The following is a 22792-nucleotide window of genomic DNA, read 5'->3' on the forward strand; positions in this document are numbered from 1 at the left end:
GCACTTCTGCTGAAGGCGCAGCTACTAGCAGGTTTCTCGCGATGATACGAGGCTTGAAAGCCCCCTCTTTCATGGATTTGGCGCTCAAAACGGCCGAAAACGCCGGAAAGGCGGGCGAAGTTCCGATCGGATGCGTCGTGGTCCGCAATTACGAGGTCATCGCCACCGCGGCGAACCGGACGCTGACCGATTACGACCCCACGGCTCATGCCGAGATCGTTGCGCTGCGCGACGCCGCCAAAAAAATCGGCAGCGAGCGCCTGGTCGACTGCGACCTCTACGTGACGCTGGAGCCCTGCACCATGTGTGCGGGCGCGATCTCGTTTGCAAGGGTGAGGCGCCTTTATTACGGCGCCGCCGATCCCAAGGGCGGCGCGGTGGAATCAGGCGTCCGGTTCTTCACCTCGCCGACCTGCCATCACGTCCCGGACGTCTATTCCGGGGTCGGCGAAAGCGAGTCCGCGCGGCTGCTCAAGGACTTCTTTCGGGAGCGGCGCTAAGGCGCGGCAAAGAACTCGCGCAGCGCCTTCGCGGTCACATCCGGGTTTTCCTCGGTGAGGAAGTGCCCCGAATCCACCGGCATACCCGTGACGTTGGTCGCCCATTGCTTCCAGATGTCGAGCGGGGTGGCGGCGGCTTGCGCCACGCCGGCGTTGCCCCACAGCGCCAGCATGGGAATCGTGATCTTCTTGCCAGCCTCGAAATCGGCCTTGTCGAGATCGTAGTCGAAATAGGCGCCGGCGCGATAATCCTCGCACATCGCGTGCACGCGGGCGGGATCGCGGAACGGGGCGATGTAGTGTTCGAGCGCGCGCTGGTCGATGGCGTCGAGCGTCTTCGACCTGGTCTGGCTCGCCATCTTGAAGCGCAGGAAGAACTCGCCATTGCTCGCAATCAGCGTCTCCGGCAACGGGGCTGGCTGCGCCAGAAAAGTCCAGTGATAGATCTTTAGCGCGTAGGCGCGGTTCATCCGCTCCCAGTAATTATAGGTCGGCAGGATATCGAGCACCGCAAGCTTCGACAGCCGGCCGGGATGATCGAGCGCCAGCCGATACGAGACGCGGCCGCCGCGATCGTGGCCCGCGAGCGCGAAGTGCACATGGCCGAGTTGCTCCATCGCCTCGACCATGGCCTTGGCCATCGCGCGCTTGCTGTAGGGCATGTGCAGCGCGTCGCTCTCGGGCATGTCGGACCAGCCATAGCCGGGCAGATCGGCGATGATCAGCGTGAACTGGTCGGCCAGCTGCGGCGCGACGCGGTGCCACATCACGTTGGTCTCGGAGAAGCCGTGCAGCAGCAACAGCGGCGGTCCCTTCCCGCCGACGCGGGCGAAGATGCGGCCGAAGGAGGTGTTGATCCATTCGGAGGCGAAGCCGGGATAGAGGTCGGCGAGATCGGACATCTTCTGCATCCTTATCTGTCAGCGTGGGATCTGTTCGGTCTTGAGAATGTCCCAAAACAAAAAAGTCGAAAAACAACCCCATGCACAGTAGCTAAGTCCAACAGCCGCCTACACAATTTCGGAGGGCCGACGGCGCGGTCGCAAATTTCGCCGGCGTGCGAAAAAAGCCTGTCAGCTCTTGGACTTCTCGGCGTCCACCGCCTGCCAGCCGATGTCGCGGCGGCAAAAACCTTCCGGCCAGTTGATGCGGTCGACGGCCTGGTAGGCGCGCCCTTGCGCTTCGGTCACGGTCTTGCCGAGCGCGCAGACATTGAGCACGCGGCCGCCATTGGCGAGGATGGCGCCGTCCTTCTCGACCGTGCCGGCGTGGAATATCTCGGCGGTCTCGACCTCTGAGGCGTCATCGAGCCCCTCGATCCGCGTGCCTTTCTGATAGTCGCCGGGATATCCCTTCGCCGCCATCACCACCGTGAGCGCGGCCTCCGGATGCCAGCGGAGGTCAAAGTTCTTCAGCTGGCCGTCGCAGGCGGCGAGGAAGGCCGGCACGATGTCCGACATCATCCTGAGCATCAGCACCTGGCACTCGGGATCGCCGAAGCGCACGTTGAACTCGAACAGTTTCGGGCCCTGCGTCGTCAGCATGATCCCGGCGTAGAGGATGCCGCGAAACGGCGTGCCGCGCTGCTTCATGCCTGATACCGTCGGCAGAATGATCTTGGCCATGATCGCGTCGTGGATCGCCGGCGTGACCAGCGGCGTCGGCGAATAGGCGCCCATGCCGCCGGTGTTCGGGCCGACGTCGTGGTCGAACACGCGCTTGTGGTCCTGCGCGGACGCCAGCGGAATGGCGGTCTCGCCGTCGCACAGCGCGAAGAAGCTGATCTCGCGGCCCGGCAGAAACTCCTCGATCACGACCTCGGCGCCGGCCTCGCCAAAGGCGCCCTCGAACATCATGGCGATGGCGTCCTCCGCCTCGCGCACCGACTTGGCGACGACGACGCCCTTGCCGGCGGCAAGGCCGTCGGCCTTGACCACGATCGGCGCGCCCTGGCTCTGGACGTAAGCCCGCGCATCGGCGGCGTTGGTGAATCGCTCATAGGCGCCGGTCGGAATGCCGAATTCGGTGCACAGCGCCTTGGTGAAGCCCTTCGAGCTTTCGAGCTGGGCGGGGATCTTGTCCGGCCCGAACGCCTTGATGCCGGCGGCGGTGAGGTCATCGACGATACCGGCCGCCAGCGGCGTCTCCGGGCCGACCACCACGAGCTCGACCGCATTCGTCTTGCAGAAGGCGATCACGGCGGCATGGTCGGCGACGTCGAGCGCCACGCATTCCGCCTCGCGCGCGATCCCGGCATTGCCCGGCGCGCACCAGAATTTGGTCACCAGGGGAGAGGCTGCGATCTTCCACGCCAGGGCATGTTCGCGGCCGCCGGAACCAAGCAGGAGAATGTGCATCGAAGGCTCGAAATGAGGGGTTTGCTGTGGCGGAGGTCGCATGAATCGGGGTGGGGCTCAAGGGGAAACGGACCACCGACGCTGCAACATTGGCTTCGAACAGTGCAAGGCCAAGCCGGACAAGAGCTTCTTCAGCTCTGACGCCCAACACCAGGTTGATTAAGATCCACTTATTGCGCCGGCTCTAGCCGGGGCGTTCCGTTTGCCTTTTTCCAAAGCTCCACTAATCTTTCGCCTTTAGATTGTTAGTCATGGAGCTATTATGCGCCTCGGTACCATAGCCGTCGCCACCTTTATTGCCAGCGTTCCCCCAGCACATGCCCAGACCGTCGACCTCCCGGGCTTGCTGATGAGCAAGGGGCGTATCGTTGGCTCATCAATGACCCCCGATGGAAAAATCCTGGTCACAGTACAGAACAACACTACCACGTCGTTCTGCTTCTTCAGACGACCAGAGCCCAAAGCTGACTCGGTCATGATGTTTGAGAACTGCTACAGCGTCGGCCCAAAATGAACTAGTGCTCGCGCTGCTTTTCCGCTGTTCAACCCCTGATCCACATACAACAGCGAATTCTTTGGCAAGCCATGACTGAATACAAGCCTCACGGGCAGGACGCGCGAGACGCGCACGCCATCGCTATCGGCAAGATAGCAATGGCATGGAATGAGTACCACTCCATCCTTGGAGAACTCTATTCCGAGTTATTCACGCACGGTCGAAATTGGCAGCTAGCGCTTGCTGCTTGGCATGCCATACCTAGCGATAAAACCCAGCGAGACATGCTTCGCAAAGTCGCGGAGCTAAAGTTCAAGGCATCAAGCCGTGAGTTGACGGAGATATCTCATTTCGCAAGGCATGCGCGACCAGCGTAGGAAGAGCCAAGGCGTTCCTGTTAGAGTTGCTAAGGCGGGAGCATGAACGAAGAGGGCACTTCGTTGATCTACTGCTGGATCGACTTTTGGATCAACCAGCGGGCTCACTTTCGACGTCCGAAGCAGATGGCATGGCTTGGGCGTTTGCGCTGACGATGGACGAATTGGCGGTCGAGGCCGTGGGCATCCAGGAATTTGGGAGGAGTGAACTCTGGCGCAAAGCAGTTCATTTGGTGGAGAAGAATAAGCCGTCGGATTTCTCCGACATCGTAACGAGAGGGAAAGCCATCAATTGGCTGTCCCATTTGGTCCGCGATCTGGGCTTTGCCCACGGTCTGCCGAAGGGCAACAGATCCTATCCTGAAAACCAATGGCTCAGCCGTGAGGCGCTTGATGAAGCTGTGATACTCATCACCCGACGATACGAAACGTTCGGTGTGAAGAGGATAATCACCCTGCCGAGCCCCTTGGACGCACTCTATTGCTGGGTTCAGCTCGGCAGCGCGTCCATTGCGAGGCAGTATATCGCTGCAGCAACTCGTGACGATGAGGGCTTTCTAAGTGCTCTCCAGGCGATGCGCGGTTGGCAAAGCAGCTCAGACACGGGCGTAACCCATCCGCTGCGTGATGATGTCGTCGGCCTTTTCCTCGATAAGGGAGAGGCATTCTCGCGTTTGGAAGTGTTGGCAAATGCAGGTCGTCCGCGCGCGATTCGTAAAAAGGCCTCAGCGCTATTGAAAGCGTGGCAAAGAAACGAAAGTGCCAGGCAACCCGTTGCCGAAATAGCAATGGACGATGCAAGCGACGAGTAAGTTATGTGAGAGTACACGGGCAGTCGCCCCACAAGGATTACTGCTTCTCAAGGACGCGATCGAGTCAGTTGCCACCGGGCTCGGTGGAGCAACGGGGCGAGGCGCGGAGCCCTCGGCATAGCGCAGCGGACAGGGGTTCGCAGAGATGTCTAGCAAAATGAAAACTCCTGCTACGAAAAAGACCTGACACGAAACGCAAGCTCGCTACTCCTTTCGAAGCCGACGTCGTTGTTCGTGATAACCAATCGACGGTACAGTCTGACCAATGGCCTACCCCTGCTTCCCCGCAATAATCTCCTGCAACGTCGCCACATGCCGCGCGAACGCGCCGCGGCCCGCCGCGGTCGCGGTGACGGTGGTCTGCGGCTTCTTGCCGACGAAGGCTTTTTCAACCGACACGTAGCCCGCCTTGGCGAGTGTCTCGATATGCGCGCCGAGATTGCCGTCGGTCGCGCCGGTGAGCTTTTTCAGCCGGGAAAACTCCAATCCTGCGGTGGCCGGCAACGCGTTTAGCGCCGCCATGATCTTCAGCCGCAACGGCTGGTGGATGATGTCGTCGAGCTCGGCCATCAGATCCGCCGCATCCAGAGGCCGCCGAGGATCAGGCCTCCGCCGTTGACGAAGGCCATCCAGAGCGGGAACGCCTCGCCGATGTAGAAATAACCGATCAGCGTCAGCGCGGAGATGCCGAGACCGATCGCCATGAAGGCATAGCCGAACCAGAGACCCGCCAGCGTATAGAACAGCATGAAGTAGAGCGGCCAGAACGTGCCGAGCTGGCGCGGACCGAAATGACCGAGCAAATTGGTGCAGAGATAACCGAAGGCGAAGAACAGCACGAACACCAGGAGCAGTCTGACGTTGAAGGCGGCGCCATGGGCGCGGTGCGGCGGATTGAAAATGCGCAGCGCCACCAGACCGCCGGCGCCCAACGCGTCCGCGGCAACCCAGGCGTAGACCGCATAAACCGGCCAAAGCCAGGTCACGAGATTGGCCGCGAACACCAAGACGCCCCACCAGACGGCAGCAAAGCTCGCCAGCTCATAGAGCTGCGATTGCTTCACGCGCTGGACGATATCGTCGATATCGGCCAGCGCCGCGGAGGCTTCCTTGCTGTCGATCATGACTGCCCTGCCCCGCGCGTTGCCACATCGTCGGCGATGACCGAGATCGCCTTCGGGTTGGTGACGATGCCCATATGGTTGATGCCGTCGATGATCCTGACGTCGACCGACGGTTTGATGGCCTGCACGACTTCCGCATATTTATCCGAGATCATCATCTCGTCCTCGGCGCCGCCGAAGATCGTGATGGGGCGTGTCGTTGCCGGAAGATCGATGCGATAGCCGCGCGTCGCGAAATTGCGCGTCAGGCGATCGGAATAGGTGGAGACGAGGTACTTTGCCGAAGTCGCGGGCACGGCGAGCGCGAGCACCGGAAGCTGCGAACAACAGTCGATGCCGAGCTTGCGCAGCGTGGCCAGCCCGAAGAAGCGCGGCAGGTCGACATTGGCCCAGCCGCCGGCATGCGGCTTGTTGGTCGGCGCGTCATAGCCGAGATAGGGCGCGAGCAGCACGGTGCGCACGAACATGTCCTGCATGATCGGTGTCGCGGCGACGCGCAGCGAGAAGCCGGCGCCTGCGGAATGGCCGATCAAGGTGAGCGGCAGCTCCGGGGCGGTCTTGCGGATTTGAGCGACGAAGTCGACGAGGTCGTCTTCGAGCTGGCCGACATAGCCGATATCGCCGCGCGTGCCGGAGCCGCCATGGCCGCGGATGTCGAGCGCCCAGGTCTCCACCCCGCGCGAGGCGATGGCATGGGTCAGGGCATGATTGACGGTGCCGCTGGAGCCGGACGAGCCGTGGATGAAGACCGCGCCGCGACCCGTGGCGGGGCCGGAGCCATTTCCGTTCCGATGGGATCGGAACGGGGCTCCGGATTCTTGTTTTGACGCGTTTTCTTCACGCGAACCGGCTTCCACTTCGCTTGAAAACGCTTTGGCAGCGTAGTGGCGGAAGCCGATCCAGGTGCCGTCGCGGGCCTGGAAGCGCTCGAGCGGAGGCAGCGTGGACCAATCGATGCCCTTGGCGGAGTCGGAGACCGATCGCATCTCCGGTGGTCGCTCCAGCGGCGTTGCGATCATGGCGGCCAGGATCAGCGCCACGCCGCCGACCGCACACAGGGCCCATTTCAGCCCGTTCAAAACGCCGCGCAGCAGTCGAATTGCCATGACCACACCTCTCAGACCGATAAAATATAGAGAACTCTATAATACAGAGTACTCTCTTGATCAATCCCCGGATTGGCGCCGCGCTGCAAAAATCCTTAACGTCGGGTCTGATCCCAACATGCCGAATCGTTTGCCGATGCCGTCTGCGGAACCCCTGCTCAACACTCCCGAATTCACCGTTTCCGAGCTCTCGCAGTCCCTGAAACGGACGGTCGAGGACACCTATGGCCATGTCCGGGTCCGCGGCGAGATCTCCGGCTTCCGCGGGGCGCATTCCTCCGGCCATTGCTATTTCGCGCTCAAGGACGAGAGCGCCAAGATCGAGGCGGTGATCTGGAAGGGCGTGCACGGCCGGATGCGCTTCAAGCCCCAGGAGGGGCTTGAGGTCATCGCCACCGGCAAGCTCACGACCTATCCGGGCTCCTCGAAATACCAGATCGTGATCGAGGCGCTGGAGCCGGCCGGCATCGGCGCGCTGATGGCGCTGATGGAGGAGCGCAAGAGGAAGCTCGCCGCCGAAGGCCTGTTCGACGAAGCGCGCAAGCAGCTTCTGCCGTGGCTGCCGGAGGTGATCGGCGTGGTGACCTCGCCGACCGGCGCCGTGATCCGCGACATCCTTCATCGGCTGGAGGACCGCTTTCCCCGCCACGTGCTGGTGTGGCCGGTGAAAGTTCAGGGCGAAGGCTCGGCCGAGCAGGTCGCGGCCGCGATCCGTGGCTTCAACGCGCTGCCGGAGGGCGGGAAGATTCCGCGCCCGGACGTGCTGATCGTCGCGCGCGGCGGCGGCTCGCTGGAGGACCTCTGGTCGTTCAACGAGGAGATCGTGGTTCGCGCCGCGGCCGAGAGCATGATCCCGCTGATCTCGGCCGTGGGGCATGAGACCGACATCACGCTGATCGATTTCGTCGCCGACAAGCGCGCGCCGACGCCGACGGCGGCGGCCGAGATGGCGGTGCCGGTGCGCAGCGATCTCTTTGTCGAGGTCGGCGATCTGGGGCGACGCACCCGGTCCTGCTGGCAACGCGGCCAGGAGAGCCGCCGCAGCGAGCTGCGTGCCGCCGCGCGCGCGCTGCCGGCCGCCGGCGATTTGCTGGCGATCCAGCGGCAGCGGCTGGATTCGGCGGGTGCGTCCCTGCCCCGCTGCCTCAAGGCCAACACCCATGCGCATTTCCGAAGGTTCACCGCCGCAGGCGCCAAGCTGACGCTGCGGGTGCTGCACGGCCAGATCGCGCAGGCCGATCATCGCCTCACCGTGTGCGGCGAGCGGCTCGGGCTGTCCACGCGCTCGCTGCTGCGGCGGCGGCGCGACCGCTTTGCCGGGCTGGAGGTGCGCTTGCGCGCCTCAAAGCTCTCCAATGCGCAGGCGCAACGCAACGCGATTCACCGCCAGCGCGAGCGCACGCATCGCCTTGCCGAGCGCGCGGGCCGCGCGCTGGTGACGCTGTTGCATCGGCTGGATGCCCGCGTCGAGAACAGCGGCAAGCTGCTCTCCGCCTTGTCCTATCGCGGCGTGCTCGCGCGCGGCTTTGCGCTGGTGCGCGACGAGGCCGGCCATCCCGTGCATGCGGCCGACAGCGTCGGCCCCGGTGCAAGGGTCGAGATCGAGTTTGCGGATGGACGCGTGGGTGCGACCGCGGATGCGGATCGTGCAGCACCGACGGCAAAGCGCGCGCCGGCGCAAGCCAAGCCGGCTGCGCAGGAGGCCAAGCCAGCGCCGAAGCGCGTGGGCAAGCCGGTGGATCAGGGGAATTTGTTTTAGGCGGAGCGGCGGCATCGCCTCACCCTCGGCGTCGTCCCGGCCTAGTGCGCAATTGCGCACGGGGGCCGGGACCCATAACCACAGGGAGAGGTTTGGCGAAAACTGGTCGCTCGGGACTGATGCCACGCGCAATTGATAGATCACGCGGTATGGGTCCCGGCCCCCCGTGCGCAATTGCGCACTAGGCCGGGACGACGATGGAGAGGCCCCAACCTCGTCATTGCGAGCGCAGCGAAGCAATCCAGAATCTTTCCGCGGAGGGACTCTGGATTGCTTCGCTGCGCTCGCAATGACGGTGTGGAAGCAGTTCGCCCTAGCGGCAGGACAATCCCGCGTCGATCGTGGTCCAGAAGCCGCAATGTTCCGGCGCGAGTTGCGGCGCGCCGGCATGGGCTTCGAAGAGATGGGCTTCGAACAGGAAGACCGCGACGGTGAAGACGATCAGGGCGGAGGAGAACAGGACGAAGCGGTTGCGCATGAGATTGCGTTTAATCGACATCGTGGTCGAATGATGGCGTCGTCACATGCTGAAACCATCACGGCGCGCGATCCGTAGAGTCACGGTCGGCCATTTTCCGTGCAGGGCGGTGGTCGATGCGGGGCTGTCCGCTGTTGTTCCCAAGGGCGGCCCCGCCTTCGCTTCTCACGAGCTACGGCGCGGCGAGCCCGCTCATTCCAGGCTACCGCGCCAGCCACTCCGCGACCTCCTTCTGCGACGCCGCGCGCGCCTGCGCATCGGTGCCGAGATGGCCGTGCTCGGGCGCCGCCGCATCGGTGCTGCCGGCGAGTGCGTGCAGCGGGGTGTTGGCGCGATCGAAGTCGTGAAAGGCGCCGGGATAGACCACGATGCGCGCGAGCGCGCTGCGGCCATGCGCACCATCGACCATCTGGCGGCAGGCCGGCGGCGACGAGACGTCGTCATTGCCGCCGATCAGCACCAGCGTCGGCACCCGTGTGCTCCACCCCAGGCCAGCGGAAATCCTGCAGTCCGGATAGAACGCGATCGCGGCGCGGAAATCCGGGCCCACATCGCGCGCAAGGCTCTGCGGACGCACGGCCCAGAGCAGCGCGCTGGCGCCATTCGCCCAGCCCATCAGGCTGACGCGGTCGCGCGCAACCCAGCTCTGCCGCATCAACCAGGCGCGCGACGCCACGATGTCGGTGACGCGTTCGCGCCGCGCCTTGACGTGCATCTCCTTGACGCGGCATTGCGGCCCGAGCTCGCGCGAGCCGTAGCTGTCAGGGAGCAGGACGGCGTTGCCGGATTTGAGCAGCCGCTCGGCCCACTCGCGGTAGCGCGGCAGCACGGAATCGGAATGGCCACCGAGGCCGCCGCAGCCGTGGAGCGCGATCACGGTCGGAAACGGCCCCGTGCCCTCGGGCTTGTAGAGCTGCGCATGCAGCACGCCGGACGCCAGCGGAATCTCAACCGGCTGCGGCGCCGGCGACGCGTGCGCGGCCGAGATCAGGAACGTCAGGAACAGGGCGGTGAACGGAAGGCGCATCGAACTTTGCCGTTGGATCCTTCGCTCAAGCACTATCATGCGGAAACGGCGCCAAAACATCACAAACCGGTGGGTTTACCGGGCGGACAAGCCACCCTATCTATGCTACATCCCGTCCAACACATCGTGCCCTCCAAGGTGACTCCGGAGCGGCCTTCCACGGAGACTTTCGACCGTGCTGAACAAGTTCGGCCCCTCGGGCCATGGCGAAGCGCAGGTGCAGTATCTCGACGGCGATTTCCGCGTGATCTCGCCGGGGACTTTCGTTCGCTGCGCGATCACCGATACGCGCATCCCGCTCGACGAGTTGAAATACTGGAGCGTGGATTTGCAGGAAGCCTACGCCACGCCCGCCGCCGTGCTCGAGCGGCATTACCCGGGCGCGCCCAAGCCGCAAGCGTGAGGCGGCGGCCGCGCGTCTAGTGCTGCTCCGTGCCATCCGCGCCCACGCAGGTTTTGATGAAACTCTTCCTGGTCTCGCCGACGATCTTCTGATCGATCGCCTGCTTCAGACAATCAAGCCGCGCCTGCGCCATGCAGAGCTGCATCTGGTCGCGCTTGTCTTGTCCCTTCAGATTTTGCGTTGAGCTGAGGCACGTCACGCGCTTGGTTGCGGGCACCGGCACTGTCGCGCTTGAAGCAGCGGGCGACGTCGTCTGTGCAAGCACGCGCGCAGCGATCAGACACGCAACGCTGGCGACAACAATCGCGGACGGCAGCTTCATCGAACTCTCCTGATCGTCTGAACGGTTAGGAGTTTTGCGATGAACGACGCCTGAATGGCGGCTGCCGTCGGCGAGCAAAGCGCAGCTGCCCTGTCGACGCAGCACGAAATGTGCAGCTTATCGCGAGGCATGGAAATGGTCCGCATCGGCGTCGCGACGATGTTCGCGCGCGCATGAAGTGCGCGTCTCACCGCAAATGATCTCCGTCACGCCGATCCGCGTTGCATCGGAGAGTGCTTGCACTCCGTGGTTAGTCATTTCGCGTTGTGGTTGGATTCTTTGTTGCGATTGGCGCTCTTAGGTTGTTTGACGAAGTCTTGCTGAAACAGAGCGCCGCTATGCTTCATCTTAGGTAATTGGCCCTGCTCTTTTTATCGCACAGACAATCAAGTCAACCAAACGGCCACTGAGCTCTGGAATTGGCGCAGTCTGTGAACGGGCTCATATCGAAGAGCCATCTGTCGGGCTACGATCACCTCGAAAATTCGCGGTGGAATATTTGTAAATCGAAAATCAACGATGGGGGTGATCATGCCCACCATATTAAACCTGCTCTATCGTGAGTATTGCCGCGCCCGCCTCGCTGAAATGCGGAAACAGCTTCTGATCGCAGCTGAACGCTCTGAAGCTCTCGAAGCGCATCATCATCCGGATCAGGGTGACGATGAGAGGACGGACACACAACGCAAGACCGGTCGCGGCACGCCGAATTGAAGCGGCCCGAGACCGGCGATTTCTCCCGTAGCAGTGACCAAGCAGTTGGCAACAGTTTGGGAGGCAGCAATGAATACACCCGAGTACTATACCGCCATGGTGGCCTGCGTCTCGTGCCTGACCATTATCGGATTGATGGCCGTTGGGGCGTGGTGAGCATGATTGACTGCTGAACCGCAATCGCAGGCCGTTACCGAGGCCGCTGGCAAGCGCGTTCGGTCGGACCTATGACGCCGGACGCAGCACGCGTCGTACAGCATTGTCCGTCAACGACGCAGGAGGCCTTCGCCTTGCCTCGGCTTGCAAACATTATTCTTGCTGTGAGGTGAGCGTTGCCGCCGCTTCGTTCGACTGCGGCGGCTTCGCTTTAGATCCGGATGTCAGCTTCCGGGCGGGGTATACGAAGAACGCAGCTTCGCCGCGTTCTGGCGGACCTGCTTGATCTCGTCCTGCGTGAACAGCCGCGTCAATTTCACGTTCTGCAGGGTGCCCGCCGTGACGGTCAGGCCGGAAATGGCCGGAGCCGCACCCGGATCAGGCACATCGAAAATCACCAAAACGCCTGGGCCGTCGGCCGCAACGCTGAACATCGAAATCAGCTTTCCGCCGGCCGCTTCGATGAGTTTTCTTGCCGCCTCCTGACGATCGGTCTTGGGGTTCTCCAAAATGGCATTGAGAGCGCGTGGTGTGTATTGTCCGGTGAGGCAAAAATGCATGGCATGTTCTCCTCTGGGTTTTTGGCAATGACTTTCCCTGCCGTTCCGAACTCGTCGTTACGGCTGCTGCATCTGAAATGATGAAGGTACTGCCCGCCGTGGGCATAAACGCCGTCGATGATTTCCGGGAGTTCGGCACGTCCCGGTGACGGCTCTCATGAAAGGCTACATCAACTGCCCAACATGCGGAAGGGAATTCGTCAGCCGCGACATGTCACCTCGGTTGCCACATATCGCATCCGCGCAGGAAATGCTTTTCGTCACACCGTGGCGTCCACAACGAGTGCGAGCGCGGTTCGCGCGCCGTCCGACATTATCGCCTGCCGAATCTTCGCTCGCGCGCCTTGTAGAGATGATCGCTGATCAATTGCCGGAGCGCAGCCGGGTCGTCGAACTCGAGCTGGACGGCGAACGGCACGATGCCGTCCGGCACGCCTTCGCGGCCGCGCAGACGCGCGAGATCCTTTTCCGTCGTCACCAGCGTTTGCTGCTCGCGTTGCGCCTCTGTGGCGAGGGCTGCGATCTCGTCGTTTGAAAACATGTGATGATCGGCGAAGGCGCGCGTGCGCGCGACCTCGATGCCGCTGGCACGCAAGCTGCGGAAGAACCGTTCGGGATCGCCGATGCCGGCGAACGCGAACACCGGCTTGCCCAATAGTCTTGCGACCGACTCGGTCTCGGGTCTCAGCCGCGCGCGCAGCTCCGGCTTGTTGCGCCTGGCAAGCTCGGCGGCGACATCGTCGGCGGCGCGCCCGCCGCCGATCACGACCAGCGCGTCGGTGCGCGCGAGCTGCGCCTGCAGTGGCGCACGCAGGGGACCGGCCGGGAACACCCTGCCGTTGCCGAGGCCGCGCTCGCTGTCGATCACGATCAGCGAGGTGTCCTTGAGAAGACGAGGGTTCTGGAAACCGTCGTCCATCAGGATCACGGTAGCGCCTTGCGACTTGGCCAGCACGACGCCCTCGAGGCGGTCGCGCGCAACCGTGACAGGAACGTCGCGCGCCATCATCAGCGGCTCGTCGCCGATATCGGAAGCGGTGTGACGCATCCGGTCCACCATCACCGGGCCCTTGAGGCTGCCGCCATAGCCGCGGCTGAGCACCACCGGCGTCTCGCCGAGCTCGCGCAAGAGCTTGGTCAGCGCCAGCACGGTCGGCGTCTTGCCGGCGCCGCCGACATGATAGTTGCCGACGCAGATCACGGGGATGCCGGCGTCGACGCCACCGCGCAGCATCCGGCGTTCGGTGATCGCGCCATAGAGCGCAGCCAGCGGCCCCAATGCGTAGGATTCGAGGGAACGTGGCCGGTACCAGAAGGCCGGCTCACGCATTGGCGGCCCCCATCTCGATCCGCAACTGCAGAAGATAAGGCTCGAGCGCGGTCATGGTGCGGTTGAGCGCGCCGCCGAGATCCTCGACCACGCCGGCGCCCGACTGCTGGATCTTCTGGCGCAGGGCGGAATCGGCGAGCAGCTGGCCAAGCTGCTTGATCAGCAGTTCCTGCGTGTCGGCCTGGCGCGCGCCGCCGCTGTGATCGAGCGCCTCGTAGACATCGGCGAAATTGAAGACGTGCGGACCATGGACGATGGCCGCGCCGAGCTTGATCGCTTCGATCGGATTCTGGCCGCCGTGGCGGATCAGCGATCCGCCCATGAACACGATCTCCGAGAGACGATAGAACAGGCCGAGCTCGCCCATGGTGTCGGCGACATAAACGTCGGTGGCCGCCGTCGGCAGCTCATCGCGCGAGCGCAGGGCCGGCTTCAGGCCGGACGCCGTGATCAGGCCCGTGATCGAGGAGCCGCGATCCGGATGGCGCGGCACGATCACGGTCAGGAGCTGCGGAAAGAATCCGCTAAGGCTGCGATGCGCCGCCACCAGCATCTCCTCCTCGCCCGGATGGGTCGAGGCCGCGACGATGATCGGACGCCCGCGCGTCATCGCCATCAGCCGTTCGAGCTTGGCGGGGTCGGCCGGCGGCGCCGGAACGTCGAGCTTGAGATTGCCCGTGGTGACGACATCGCGGCCGCCGAGCGTCGAGAAGCGCTCGGCATCGGTCTTCGACTGCGCCAGACAGATGTCGAAACGCGACAGCAGCGCCGAGATGGTGCCCTGCATGCGGCGCCAGCGCGGGAAGGAGCGCGGCGACATCCGCCCGTTGATCAGCACCATCGGCACGCGGCGCGCAGCGCCAGCCAGGATCAGGTTCGGCCACAGATCGGATTCGATGAACAGCGCCAGCGACGGCTTCCAATGGTCGAGGAAGCGCGCGACATAACGGGGGGAATCATACGGCACGTATTGATGGATGACGTCGGGCGGAAAGCGCTTTGCCACAATGGCAGCCGACGTGACCGTGCCCGAGGTGAGCAGAATGCGCAGGTTCAGATCGCGCAAGCGCTCGATCAGGGCCGCCGCGGCGAGGACCTCGCCGACGCTGGCGCCGTGAATCCAGACCAGCGGACCGTGCGGCCGCACGTCCCGGGACAGGCCCCGCCGTTCGCCGACGCGCGCGGGATCTTCCTTGCCCTGCTTGAGGCGCCGCTTGATCAGCGCAGGCGCGAGCGGCACCAGGCCGCGCGCCAGGCGCCGGTACATCCGCAGCGTCAACGGCAGCGAGCCGGGCAGCGATTTAGGCATCTGCAGGTCCCGGCCGGCCGAGTTGGGCATAGGCTTGGCGGGTCGCCTCGTTCAAGGTCTCCTCCAGCTCGAGCCGCAGCGCTTCCATGGTGGCGGCGTTCGCATCCGGCGGAACGTGGATTTCCTTGATGCCGACCAATGCGCCCCGCCCGAACGGCAGGTTGATGGTGGTGCGGTCCCAGTTCTTGAGCCGGACGAAGCGGCTGGTCGCCATCGCAAAAGGCATGATCGGCCGCCCCGATTCCCGTGCCAGCATGATGATGCCGAGCCCGGCCACGCGCGAGCGCTTGGGGACGTCGGCGGTCAGCGCGACATTACAACCGTCCTGGAGCGTCCGCACCATTTCCTTGAAGGCACCGACCCCGCCCTTGCGGTGAAACGCGCTGCCATGGTCGCCCGACCCGCGGATGGTGCCGATGCCGAGCCGCTCGGCGGCAATCGCATTGAACTCGCCGTCGCGGTGGCGGGAGATCAGGACCCTGGCCTTGTACCGGTCCTTGTTCTTGATGAAGGGGGTGAGGAAATGCTGGCCGTGCCAGAACGCGAAGATCGCCGGGATCTGCGGCTCGACCCGGTCATAGACGTCCGGCGGGTCGAACGTGAATTTGTTCGTCCGCCAGACCAGACGCAGATATTCGGCCGCCAGGATTCCGACGGCACGCTGGACGAAGCTGCTCCTCAGCGTATTGCGAAGCAGCTTTTTCAACGCGCCGGTTCTTGATTCGGGTCGAGCAGCCGGTGGAGATGGACGATGAAATAGCGCATCTGCGCGTTGTCGACCGTGCTCTGCGCCTTGGCGCGCCAGGCGGCGTGCGCGGTCGCATAGTTCGGGTAGAGGCCGACGATCTCGACGTCGTCGAGGTTCTTGAAGGTGTTGTGCTCGAGATCGACGAGCTCGCCGCCGACGACGAGGTGGAGCAGTTGTTGCGGGGCACTATCTGGCATCGGTTCTGTTCCTAACGGGCTGCCCGGCAAAGCAGTGTTCGACAAGCACGAGAAAGCGCTTCACGGCAAGGGGCGGTTTCGAAAATGCGAGACAATGCTCGCATGACGATCGCGACCCGCTGCCACCAGCACCCCATGCGTGACTTGCCGGCGGTTATAGAGGATGGGATCTCCGGAGAGATCGCTCATCCTACCATCGGCTTCCTGCACGATCAAATCCGCCGCCGCAAGGTCCCAATCATGACTGTTGCCGCCCGCAAAAGCCGCATCCAGCGCGCCATGGGCGACCCGGCACAGACGCAGCGCGAGCGAACCGATTCGCGGATGCAGCTTGATCTCGCCCAGTGACGGCTTAAGGCGCTCGACCAGGGGCTTCGGACCCGCGACACGCGAGAAGTCGAGCTCGGATCCCGCGCTCGCCCGCACCGGCACGTCGTTGAGGGTCGTGCCCTGGCCGCGGGCAGCGAAGAAGAACTCATCGCTCGTCGGCGCGAACACCGCGGCGAGCACGGGCGAGGCATCCTCGACCAGCGCGACGCTGACGCACCATTCGTCATGGCCATTGAGGTAGTTGCGGGTGCCGTCGATGGGATCGACGATCCAGGTCAGCCGCCGCGACAGCCGCACCTCGTCGTCGGCGCTCTCCTCCGACAGCCAGCCATAGTCGGGCGTCGCCGCACGCAGGCGCGATTCCAGGAGATCGTTGACGGCAATGTCGGCTTCCGAGACCGGCGAGGACGCGCCCTTGGTCCACTTCTTCAGCTCGGTGCGGAACATCGACTGCGCGAGTGCCCCCGCCTCCCGCACCGTGTCTTGCAGCAGCGCCGCGTCGCGCGCCTGGATGCCTTCACCCGTTGCGTTCGCGTCAACGTCCGCCAAGCGTCAAACCCTCGATGCGCACCGTCGGCGCATTGACACCGTAGCGGAACTCGAGATTGTTCGCCGGCTGCATCGACTTGAAGATCTCGAACAGATGACCGGCGATCGTCACCTCGCTCACGGGATAAGTGAGTTCGCCGTTCTCGATCCAGAAGCCGGAGGCGCCGCGGCTGTAATCGCCGGTTACGCCGTTGACGCCCGAGCCGATCAAATCGGTGACGTAGAAACCCTGCTTGATGTCGGAGATCAGCTCGGCCGGGGTGGGCGTGCCGGGTTCAAGATGCAGATTGTACGGCCCGGGCGACGGCGAAGAGGAGACGCCGCGATGGGCGTGGCCGGTGGTGGTGAGACCGAGCTCACGCGCGGTGGCGCAATCGAGCAGCCAGGTCGTCAGCACGCCTTCGTCGATCAGTGCGATCTTCTTCACGGCAACGCCTTCGGCGTCAAACGTCTGCGAGCGCAGGCCGCGTTTGCGCAGCGGATCGTCGATGATGCGGATGTTTTTGGCGAACAGCTGCTGACCGAGCTTGTCCTTCAGGAAGCTGGTCTTGCGCGCGATCGAAGCGCCATTGATGGCGCCGACGACGTGACCGACCAGCGAGCCCGCGACGCGCGGATCGAACACCACAGGCACCTTGCAGGTCTCGACCTTGCGCGGATTGAAGCGCGCCACGGTGCGCTCGCCCGCGGAACGGCCGACGATCTCCGGCGACAAGAGGTCCGCACCATGCGGCGCCGAGGTGAAATCGTAGTCGCGCTCCATGCCTGTGCCGTCGCCGACAATGGCAGTGGCGGAGATGCCCTGGCTGGAACGCAGGTAAGAGCCGTGAAAACCAGTGCTGGTGACGAGCACCATGCCGCCCATGCCGGCGGAGGCCGAAGCGCCGCCGGATTTGGTCACGCCCTTCACACCGAGCGCCGCAGCCTCGGCTTCGAGCGCGCGGCGCTCGAGTTCGGAGGTCGCGGGCACGTCAGGATCGAGCAGATCGAGATCGGGGAAGTCGCGCGCGAGCAGTGCGGGATCGGCCAGGCCGACATATTTGTCGTCGGGCGCGACGCGCGCCATCGCAACCGCTCGCTCGGCAAGCTTGGTCACGGCATCGCCGCTGGCGTCGTTGGTCGAGACCACCGCCTGACGCCGGCCGACCAGCACGCGCAAGCCGACATCGTCGCCCTCGGAACGTTCGGATTCCTCGACCCTGCCGTCGCGGACCTCGACGCCTTGCGAGACGCCACGCACGGCGACCGCATCGGCCGCATCCGCGCCGGCCCGCTTGGCCGCCTCCACCAGCCGCTGCGCGAGATCGGAGAGCGCAGACTGGTCGAACAGGTCGCGGCTGGCTGTGGACGAATCCTTGGGCGAAAGCGTCGAGCTTGGTGAAGGGTTCACAAACGAAATCCTGTTGGGGCGGGCTGCGGGACCGGAACCCACAGATGTGCCCTGATCGCGCGGACTTCAAGCATTTTCAGCCCACCAAAAGCTCAGATTCGCACCTTGCGCGCAACGTCTCGTCAATCATGCGCGCCAAGGTCTTGTCAATCATGCGCGGCGGTGAGGTTGGATTAACCAGCCTTTTTAAGCGGTTTCGGAAAGCCGCGCGCTAAGGTCCTCGCATCGACCGGGAACATAATCCCGGCGGGGAGAACTAAAGCCGTGAGGCGTCAAACAGCAACAAGCGGGATCGCTCCCGCCGGGTCGAGCCGCTCCCTGCGGCTCGACCCCCTTTCCCTTCCGGTTCGCTTCGATGCGCATGATCCGCGCGCCGACGGATATGTCCGGCAGATCGAGCTTCATCGCGAACGCGTCGTGCTGCACCGTGCCGTCCGCGGCATGCGGATGGCGATCAACGTCCGCGTCAGCGACTTCATCGGCGTCGCTCTGCGCGGCAACGACGAGGCCCAGACCCTCGTCCTCGTGCATCGCGATCCCTCGCTCTCCATTCCGCTGCTGGTCAGCGCCGATGGCGACGAACTCGTTGAGGCCTGGGCGATCTGGAGCGAGCTGTTCGCACTTCCGCAGCTCGACGAAGGCGCGCGCAAACCCGCGCCGCGCCGTCGCCGCGCCAACGCGATCCGCGACCGCCGCCCGAAATTTCTGATGCGCCGTCGCACCGGTGTCGCACGCGAGCTGTCGGTGCATCGCGATGAGCGCGAGATCATCGCACGGAGTTAAGCCGCTCGCATCACCGCGTCGGCGAGCAAACCCGCAAACAGCAGAAATCCCGCGTCGCGGTTCGAATAGAACAGGCGCTTGCAGAGATCGCCGTCGCTGATATTCAGCCGCGCGATCTGCGAGGCCAGATGCACGGCGAAGGCCACAAGTCCGAGCCAGGCTGGCCAGCGCGCATCGCCCGACGCCAGCGCCACGCCGATCAGCAGCACCGCCAGGCCGTAGAACAGGATCAGCGCCTGGTGCGTATGCGCGCCGAAAAGGCGCGCTGTGGACTTGATGCCGATCAGCGCATCGTCCTCGGCGTCTTGATGCGCATAGATCGTGTCGTAGCCGATCACCCAGGAAATCGCGCCGGCATAGAGCACGAGCGCGGTGACGTCGATCCGCCCGAAGGTGACGGCAAATCCCATCAGGGCGCCCCAGGAGAACGCGAGCCCGAGCACGGTCTGCGGCCACCAGGTGATGCGCTTCATGAACGGGTAGATCGCGACGATCAGCAGCGAGGCAATGCCGGTCAGGATCGCGAAGCGGTTGAACTGCAGCAACACCACGAGCCCGATCAGCGCTTGCGCGACCATGAAGGCCAGCGCCTGCTTCGCGCTCACCTGGCCCGACGGCAGCGGCCGTGAACGGGTGCGCTCGACCTTGTCGTCGAGGTCACGGTCGGTGATGTCGTTCCAGGTACAGCCTGCTCCCCGCATCACGAAGGCGCCGACGAAGAACAGGACGATGGTGAGCGGCAGGCCGCGGACGTCATGCGCCATGCCGGCGGCGAGCGCCGCCGACCACCAGCACGGCATCAACAGGAGCCAGGAGCCGATCGGACGATCGAAGCGGGACAAGCGCAGATAAGGCCGCGCCCATTGCGGTGCGCGCGTATCGACCCAGTTGCCGGTGGAATCGGCAACTCGGGCGGATGTGTCGCTCATCGGGTCAGGACGTTGCCGTTGAGTGTGTCGAAGGTGCTGCCGCCCTTCTTGCCCGCATTGGCCTCGGGCGCCGAGCCCGAACCCAGCACTTCGCTCAGCGACGGACCGGCCGGACCGCGTGGCTGGTTCTGCATCTGCTGCGCAACATTGCAGACCTTCGCGGCCATCGCCTCGGTGTTCTTGTGGCCGTCCTTCATCTGCGCGCCGATTTGCGCCGGAATCCCGCACTTCGAGGCGTTGGCCTCGATGTACTTGATCATCTTGGTCTCAGCCTGGCTGAAGTTGCGGATCAGCTTGCAGGCCTCGTCAGGCGGGGCGTGACGGTCGCTCGCGGCCTTGATCAGCTTGCCGCGCTTTTCGGCATCCTCGCGCAGAGGCATGAAGGCCTTCATGCAGTCCTCGCCGGGACCGGCTTGCGTCGGCGGGGCCGCGCTGAAGGCGCCGGCGCCACCGACGGGTGCGGCGCCGTTCACGGGAAAGGACGATTGCGGCGCGCCGCCGACGGAGGCGACGGGCGCCGAGCCATTCACGGGCGGGAAGGCGGAACTCGTTGGGGCCTGGCCCGGCAGCGGCGCGGGGAAACCCTGCGCATAGGCACACACGGCGCCCATCGTGACCATGGCGGCAGTGATCGGAACCATCAAATGACGGATCATCAAGGCAGTCTCTCCGGCAGGAGCTTGCGGGGTTCGGCGTCTTCCCAATTGAAGCGCAACCAGCGTGCTCGCGATTTTACGATTCCCGCCGGCCCTTAACAACCCGTTGAATAGGGCAAGAGCGCGGCGCGCCGACGCACCAATTTGGCAAAATTTACCCCGAAAGTACTGCTTTCGGTTAAGAACGGCGGCAAATCGGACCCTTGAACGATGCCTTCCCACGATTTCCGCGGCCCCCGCCTGTTCGTCGATGCCCCCCTTGCCCAGGACGGCAGGGTCGAGCTCGACCGCGACCAGAGCAATTATCTCGGCAATGTGCTGCGGCTTGCCGTCGGGGCCGAGGTTTTGGCGTTCAACGGCCGCGACGGCGAATGGCAGGCTGCCATTGAAGGCCGCAAGCGGCCGGACGGCCTCGTCATCCTCCAGCAGACCCGGCCGCAGGACCGGCTGCCCGATCTCGCCTACGTCTTCGCCCCGCTCAAGCATGCCCGGCTCGACTACATGGTGCAGAAGGCCATCGAGATGGGCGCTGCCTCGCTTCAGCCGGTGCTGACACGATTTACCCAGGCTTCCCGCGTCAATACCGAGCGGATGCGCGCCAATGTTGTCGAGGCGGCCGAGCAATGCGGCATTCTCAGCATCGCCACCGTTGCCGAGCCGGTGCCGCTGGAGCGATTCCTCAGCCAGCGCGCCGCCGGCAGGCTGCTGATCTTCTGCGACGAGGCGGCGGAGCTCGAAAACCCCATTCAGAGTCTGCAAGGCGCAGGCGCGGCGGAGGGCATCGACGTGCTGATCGGCCCCGAAGGCGGCTTTGCTGAGGAAGAGCGGGCGCTGCTACTGCGGCAGCCGAAAATCCTGCGGCTGGCGCTGGGACCCCGGATCATGCGGGCCGACACGGCCGCAGTGGCCGCGCTGGCGATGGTGCAGGCGGTACTGGGCGACTGGGGTGGCGAACGCGGCTAGGCAAGCATTGGTTGCCTTCCGGCTGCCGATCATCTGAGCAGCCCAAGGCCACCGAACCAGGTAGAGGGCGACCGCGCCGTGCTATTCGCCTCGTAGCGATCGGTTCAGAGTCTCGGAAGGCAACTCTCCGAAAGCCTCTCTGTAGCTCGCTGCGAACTCGCTGAGATGCCAGAAGCCATGCGCAAGCGCACAGGACTTCACACTCCGGCCCGCTCGGCCGGTGCGCAGTTGCTTGCGCACCGACCAGAGGCGCAAGACCCGGCTATAGCGATGTGGGCTCATGCCGCAGATGGCCCGTGTCGCACTCTGGAGAGTCCGGACCGACACGCCCGCCTGCTCCGCCAGTTCGGTCGTCTTGTGCCAGATCATCAGATCGCGCCGGATCAGTTTCTCCATATCGGCTACGATCCGCCGATAATGCTCGGTGGTGGATGACACAGGTCCGCTTGCGACGCTGGACCAGATCGCCGCATCCATCGTGCTGAGCAGTGACTGTTCGACAATCGTTTGCGAAGCCGGCTCGTTCAAGAAGTCTGGGTCATTTGCTGCGGTTTCAAGCGATATCGAGATCAGACGGCGTAGCGAGGCAAGCACGTCCGGCGCCGGATTCAGCAAATGGCATCCATCGCCTAATTCAGGCAATGGCTCCCGCCCGGATGGACTGAAGTAGACCACTGCCAGCAGACGCCCCTCCGGCTCATGCACCAGGCAATCTGAATCACCTTTCAATACCAGGACAGAACCGCCCATCGATTGCCCGTTGATGCGGGCAGAGGTCACGTGATCCATCGGGACCGCCACTGCGGCAGCATTGGTGAACTGATAGCCTCGAATGATCCGGGGGAAGGTTTTCAACAGCGACAGGGTCAGGGTCGGCAAGGTGAGCCGGGCACGCATGATCGGGGTAGCCCCGGCCGACAACGGCATGCTCGATGCGCCGGCGTATTTCTCGGTCTCGCCGAAATGATCGATGTCATACGAATTGAGCTCGAGCGCCGAGGACGGCTTGAGATCCTGGAACGACATCAAGCGATCCGCCGCTCTCTTTTGCATTCCCTCGCGAGCAGGGACTAGACGGCTTTGATCCATGTTCTGCTGCTTACTTGGCCTTCTTCTTGGAAACGGCGACTTTGGCGCCCCGCAGATCATCCGGCCCGTTGACGCCGGCGCGCCGCAGGTCGCGCGGCATTGAGAATGGCATGAACGATCAGAAGGTCGAGTGGATCGAATTCGTCATAGTGCCGGAACATCTCGCAGATCGAAATCAGCGGCCAGCGCGTGTCACGAGACCGACCGTATATCGTCTGTTGCATCGCTATGAATCGGAAACCAACTTTCGCATTGTAAACGAAGGTTCCGCGAACGGATCGTCCCCCTACCCAAATTGAGTATGTGACCGGTGGAGCATTCTGAAGCG

Annotated in this window: 26 protein-coding genes; 8 read left to right on the forward strand and 18 right to left on the reverse strand. The window is 63.9% G+C overall.

The genetic code is table 11. The features are described 5' to 3' along the window. Positions 1-41 precede the first annotated feature (41 nt). The gene (locus tag ABIB66_RS18965; protein WP_275172521.1) at positions 42-500 is read left to right on the forward strand and encodes a nucleoside deaminase; all 459 of its coding nucleotides are present in this window, start codon (positions 42-44) and stop codon (positions 498-500) included. Here the strand turns inward: ABIB66_RS18965 and ABIB66_RS18970 are convergent. Further along, the gene (locus tag ABIB66_RS18970; RefSeq protein WP_354208238.1) at positions 497-1402 is read right to left on the reverse strand and encodes an alpha/beta fold hydrolase; all 906 of its coding nucleotides are present in this window, start codon (positions 1400-1402) and stop codon (positions 497-499) included. The genes ABIB66_RS18965 and ABIB66_RS18970 overlap by 4 nt on opposite strands. A gap of 171 nt (positions 1403-1573) precedes the next feature. After that, a complete protein-coding gene (gene purD, locus ABIB66_RS18975; protein ID WP_354208239.1) occupies positions 1574-2857 on the reverse strand; it encodes a phosphoribosylamine--glycine ligase in 1284 nt (427 codons plus the stop codon). Positions 2858-3119: 262 nt separating this feature from the next. On the opposite strand from purD, the gene ABIB66_RS18980 reads away from it, so the two are divergent. Together ABIB66_RS18980 and ABIB66_RS18985 are read left to right on the forward strand one after the other, a co-directional pair. Further along, on the forward strand, positions 3120-3371 hold the full coding sequence (locus ABIB66_RS18980; protein WP_354255206.1) for a hypothetical protein: 252 nt from the start codon (positions 3120-3122) through the stop codon (positions 3369-3371). A 490-nt stretch (positions 3372-3861) separates the two neighbouring features. Continuing rightward, positions 3862-4542: a hypothetical protein gene (locus ABIB66_RS18985; protein ID WP_354255209.1), complete on the forward strand. Its 681-nt coding sequence runs from the start codon at positions 3862-3864 to the stop codon at positions 4540-4542. A 270-nt stretch (positions 4543-4812) separates the two neighbouring features. On the opposite strand, the gene ABIB66_RS18990 is transcribed toward ABIB66_RS18985, so the two are convergent. The 3 genes from ABIB66_RS18990 to ABIB66_RS19000 are packed head-to-tail and all read right to left on the reverse strand — an operon-like array spanning position 4813 to position 6772. Then, complete coding sequence (locus tag ABIB66_RS18990) at positions 4813-5112, reverse strand: winged helix-turn-helix domain-containing protein (RefSeq protein WP_018453460.1); 300 nt, start codon at positions 5110-5112, stop codon at positions 4813-4815. Then, on the reverse strand, positions 5112-5666 hold the full coding sequence (locus ABIB66_RS18995) for a hypothetical protein (protein WP_354208240.1): 555 nt from the start codon (positions 5664-5666) through the stop codon (positions 5112-5114). The genes ABIB66_RS18990 and ABIB66_RS18995 overlap by 1 nt, the downstream gene beginning before the upstream one ends. Further along, the gene (locus tag ABIB66_RS19000; protein ID WP_354255212.1) at positions 5663-6772 is read right to left on the reverse strand and encodes an alpha/beta hydrolase; all 1110 of its coding nucleotides are present in this window, start codon (positions 6770-6772) and stop codon (positions 5663-5665) included. The genes ABIB66_RS18995 and ABIB66_RS19000 overlap by 4 nt, the downstream gene beginning before the upstream one ends. 118 nt (positions 6773-6890) lie before the next feature. On the opposite strand from ABIB66_RS19000, the gene xseA reads away from it, so the two are divergent. After that, positions 6891-8531, forward strand: a complete 1641-nt coding sequence (gene xseA / locus ABIB66_RS19005) for an exodeoxyribonuclease VII large subunit (protein WP_354208241.1) — start codon at positions 6891-6893, stop codon at positions 8529-8531. 313 nt (positions 8532-8844) lie between these two features. On the opposite strand, the gene ABIB66_RS19010 is transcribed toward xseA, so the two are convergent. Further along, on the reverse strand, positions 8845-9030 hold the full coding sequence (locus tag ABIB66_RS19010) for a hypothetical protein (RefSeq protein WP_354208242.1): 186 nt from the start codon (positions 9028-9030) through the stop codon (positions 8845-8847). 181 nt (positions 9031-9211) lie between these two features. Next, positions 9212-10036, reverse strand: coding sequence for a dienelactone hydrolase family protein (locus ABIB66_RS19015; protein WP_354208243.1), 825 nt, complete (start codon positions 10034-10036; stop codon positions 9212-9214). Positions 10037-10211: 175 nt separating this feature from the next. Between ABIB66_RS19015 and ABIB66_RS19020 the strand changes: the two genes are divergently transcribed. After that, complete coding sequence (locus ABIB66_RS19020) at positions 10212-10439, forward strand: DUF2093 domain-containing protein (RefSeq protein WP_007596922.1); 228 nt, start codon at positions 10212-10214, stop codon at positions 10437-10439. 16 nt (positions 10440-10455) lie between these two features. Here ABIB66_RS19020 and ABIB66_RS19025 read toward each other — a convergent pair whose 3' ends face one another. Then, positions 10456-10839: a hypothetical protein gene (locus tag ABIB66_RS19025; protein WP_473318817.1), complete on the reverse strand. Its 384-nt coding sequence runs from the start codon at positions 10837-10839 to the stop codon at positions 10456-10458. A 441-nt stretch (positions 10840-11280) separates the two neighbouring features. Between ABIB66_RS19025 and ABIB66_RS19030 the strand changes: the two genes are divergently transcribed. Then, positions 11281-11475 carry a hypothetical protein gene (locus ABIB66_RS19030; RefSeq protein WP_275172402.1) on the forward strand — a complete coding sequence of 65 codons (195 nt, stop codon included), beginning with the start codon at positions 11281-11283 and terminating at the stop codon, positions 11473-11475. 380 nt (positions 11476-11855) lie between these two features. Here the strand turns inward: ABIB66_RS19030 and ABIB66_RS19035 are convergent, their stop codons facing one another. From ABIB66_RS19035 to ABIB66_RS19065, 7 genes are all read right to left on the reverse strand, one after another. Further along, positions 11856-12191, reverse strand: a complete 336-nt coding sequence (locus tag ABIB66_RS19035; RefSeq protein WP_007596925.1) for a GYD domain-containing protein — start codon at positions 12189-12191, stop codon at positions 11856-11858. A 313-nt stretch (positions 12192-12504) separates the two neighbouring features. Next, positions 12505-13521 carry a tetraacyldisaccharide 4'-kinase gene (gene lpxK / locus ABIB66_RS19040; RefSeq protein ID WP_354208244.1) on the reverse strand — a complete coding sequence of 339 codons (1017 nt, stop codon included), beginning with the start codon at positions 13519-13521 and terminating at the stop codon, positions 12505-12507. After that, positions 13514-14860, reverse strand: coding sequence for a 3-deoxy-D-manno-octulosonic acid transferase (locus ABIB66_RS19045; RefSeq protein ID WP_354208245.1), 1347 nt, complete (start codon positions 14858-14860; stop codon positions 13514-13516). Before ABIB66_RS19045 ends, lpxK begins: the two co-directional genes overlap by 8 nt. After that, positions 14823-15536 carry a lysophospholipid acyltransferase family protein gene (locus ABIB66_RS19050; protein WP_354208246.1) on the reverse strand — a complete coding sequence of 238 codons (714 nt, stop codon included), beginning with the start codon at positions 15534-15536 and terminating at the stop codon, positions 14823-14825. Before ABIB66_RS19050 ends, ABIB66_RS19045 begins: the two co-directional genes overlap by 38 nt. After that, positions 15533-15775, reverse strand: coding sequence for a DUF4170 domain-containing protein (locus tag ABIB66_RS19055; RefSeq protein ID WP_007596929.1), 243 nt, complete (start codon positions 15773-15775; stop codon positions 15533-15535). Before ABIB66_RS19055 ends, ABIB66_RS19050 begins: the two co-directional genes overlap by 4 nt. Positions 15776-15835: 60 nt before the next feature. Next, the gene (locus ABIB66_RS19060) at positions 15836-16654 is read right to left on the reverse strand and encodes an inositol monophosphatase family protein (RefSeq protein WP_354208247.1); all 819 of its coding nucleotides are present in this window, start codon (positions 16652-16654) and stop codon (positions 15836-15838) included. After that, complete coding sequence (locus ABIB66_RS19065; RefSeq protein WP_354208248.1) at positions 16641-18044, reverse strand: TldD/PmbA family protein; 1404 nt, start codon at positions 18042-18044, stop codon at positions 16641-16643. Before ABIB66_RS19065 ends, ABIB66_RS19060 begins: the two co-directional genes overlap by 14 nt. Before the next feature lie 264 nt (positions 18045-18308). On the opposite strand from ABIB66_RS19065, the gene ABIB66_RS19070 reads away from it, so the two are divergent. Continuing rightward, positions 18309-18827: a DUF6101 family protein gene (locus ABIB66_RS19070; protein ID WP_354208249.1), complete on the forward strand. Its 519-nt coding sequence runs from the start codon at positions 18309-18311 to the stop codon at positions 18825-18827. Here the strand turns inward: ABIB66_RS19070 and ubiA are convergent. Further along, a complete protein-coding gene (ubiA, locus tag ABIB66_RS19075; protein ID WP_354208250.1) occupies positions 18824-19756 on the reverse strand; it encodes a 4-hydroxybenzoate octaprenyltransferase in 933 nt (310 codons plus the stop codon). The two genes, ABIB66_RS19070 and ubiA, sit on opposite strands and share 4 nt — an antisense overlap. Then, positions 19753-20412 carry a hypothetical protein gene (locus ABIB66_RS19080; protein ID WP_275172395.1) on the reverse strand — a complete coding sequence of 220 codons (660 nt, stop codon included), beginning with the start codon at positions 20410-20412 and terminating at the stop codon, positions 19753-19755. Before ABIB66_RS19080 ends, ubiA begins: the two co-directional genes overlap by 4 nt. Positions 20413-20622: 210 nt before the next feature. On the opposite strand from ABIB66_RS19080, the gene ABIB66_RS19085 reads away from it, so the two are divergent. Beyond that, a complete protein-coding gene (locus tag ABIB66_RS19085) occupies positions 20623-21375 on the forward strand; it encodes a 16S rRNA (uracil(1498)-N(3))-methyltransferase (protein ID WP_354208251.1) in 753 nt (250 codons plus the stop codon). 81 nt (positions 21376-21456) lie between these two features. Here the strand turns inward: ABIB66_RS19085 and ABIB66_RS19090 are convergent, their stop codons facing one another. Then, positions 21457-22401, reverse strand: a complete 945-nt coding sequence (locus tag ABIB66_RS19090) for a helix-turn-helix domain-containing protein (protein WP_354255216.1) — start codon at positions 22399-22401, stop codon at positions 21457-21459. Positions 22402-22792: the final 391 nt, after the last annotated feature.

Origin of the sequence: Bradyrhizobium sp. F1.13.3, assembly GCF_040548265.1 — a bacterium.
Lineage (GTDB): Bacteria > Pseudomonadota > Alphaproteobacteria > Rhizobiales > Xanthobacteraceae > Bradyrhizobium.

Bases quoted from the DNA above. Each gene is read 5' to 3' on its own strand.
- ABIB66_RS18965 (WP_275172521.1), top strand. From the start codon at position 42: ATGATACGAGGCTTGAAAGCCCCCTCTTTCATGGATTTGGCGCTCAAA.
- ABIB66_RS18970 (WP_354208238.1), bottom strand. From the start codon at position 1,402: ATGTCCGATCTCGCCGACCTCTATCCCGGCTTCGCCTCCGAATGGATC.
- purD (WP_354208239.1), bottom strand. From the start codon at position 2,857: ATGCACATTCTCCTGCTTGGTTCCGGCGGCCGCGAACATGCCCTGGCG.
- ABIB66_RS18980 (WP_354255206.1), top strand. From the start codon at position 3,120: ATGCGCCTCGGTACCATAGCCGTCGCCACCTTTATTGCCAGCGTTCCC.
- ABIB66_RS18985 (WP_354255209.1), top strand. From the start codon at position 3,862: ATGGCTTGGGCGTTTGCGCTGACGATGGACGAATTGGCGGTCGAGGCC.
- ABIB66_RS18990 (WP_018453460.1), bottom strand. From the start codon at position 5,112: ATGGCCGAGCTCGACGACATCATCCACCAGCCGTTGCGGCTGAAGATC.
- ABIB66_RS18995 (WP_354208240.1), bottom strand. From the start codon at position 5,666: ATGATCGACAGCAAGGAAGCCTCCGCGGCGCTGGCCGATATCGACGAT.
- ABIB66_RS19000 (WP_354255212.1), bottom strand. From the start codon at position 6,772: ATGGCAATTCGACTGCTGCGCGGCGTTTTGAACGGGCTGAAATGGGCC.
- xseA (WP_354208241.1), top strand. From the start codon at position 6,891: ATGCCGAATCGTTTGCCGATGCCGTCTGCGGAACCCCTGCTCAACACT.
- ABIB66_RS19010 (WP_354208242.1), bottom strand. From the start codon at position 9,030: ATGTCGATTAAACGCAATCTCATGCGCAACCGCTTCGTCCTGTTCTCC.
- ABIB66_RS19015 (WP_354208243.1), bottom strand. From the start codon at position 10,036: ATGCGCCTTCCGTTCACCGCCCTGTTCCTGACGTTCCTGATCTCGGCC.
- ABIB66_RS19030 (WP_275172402.1), top strand. From the start codon at position 11,281: ATGGGGGTGATCATGCCCACCATATTAAACCTGCTCTATCGTGAGTAT.
- ABIB66_RS19035 (WP_007596925.1), bottom strand. From the start codon at position 12,191: ATGCATTTTTGCCTCACCGGACAATACACACCACGCGCTCTCAATGCC.
- lpxK (WP_354208244.1), bottom strand. From the start codon at position 13,521: ATGCGTGAGCCGGCCTTCTGGTACCGGCCACGTTCCCTCGAATCCTAC.
- ABIB66_RS19045 (WP_354208245.1), bottom strand. From the start codon at position 14,860: ATGCCCAACTCGGCCGGCCGGGACCTGCAGATGCCTAAATCGCTGCCC.
- ABIB66_RS19055 (WP_007596929.1), bottom strand. From the start codon at position 15,775: ATGCCAGATAGTGCCCCGCAACAACTGCTCCACCTCGTCGTCGGCGGC.
- ubiA (WP_354208250.1), bottom strand. From the start codon at position 19,756: ATGAGCGACACATCCGCCCGAGTTGCCGATTCCACCGGCAACTGGGTC.
- ABIB66_RS19080 (WP_275172395.1), bottom strand. From the start codon at position 20,412: ATGATCCGTCATTTGATGGTTCCGATCACTGCCGCCATGGTCACGATG.
- ABIB66_RS19085 (WP_354208251.1), top strand. From the start codon at position 20,623: ATGCCTTCCCACGATTTCCGCGGCCCCCGCCTGTTCGTCGATGCCCCC.
- ABIB66_RS19090 (WP_354255216.1), bottom strand. From the start codon at position 22,401: ATGTCGTTCCAGGATCTCAAGCCGTCCTCGGCGCTCGAGCTCAATTCG.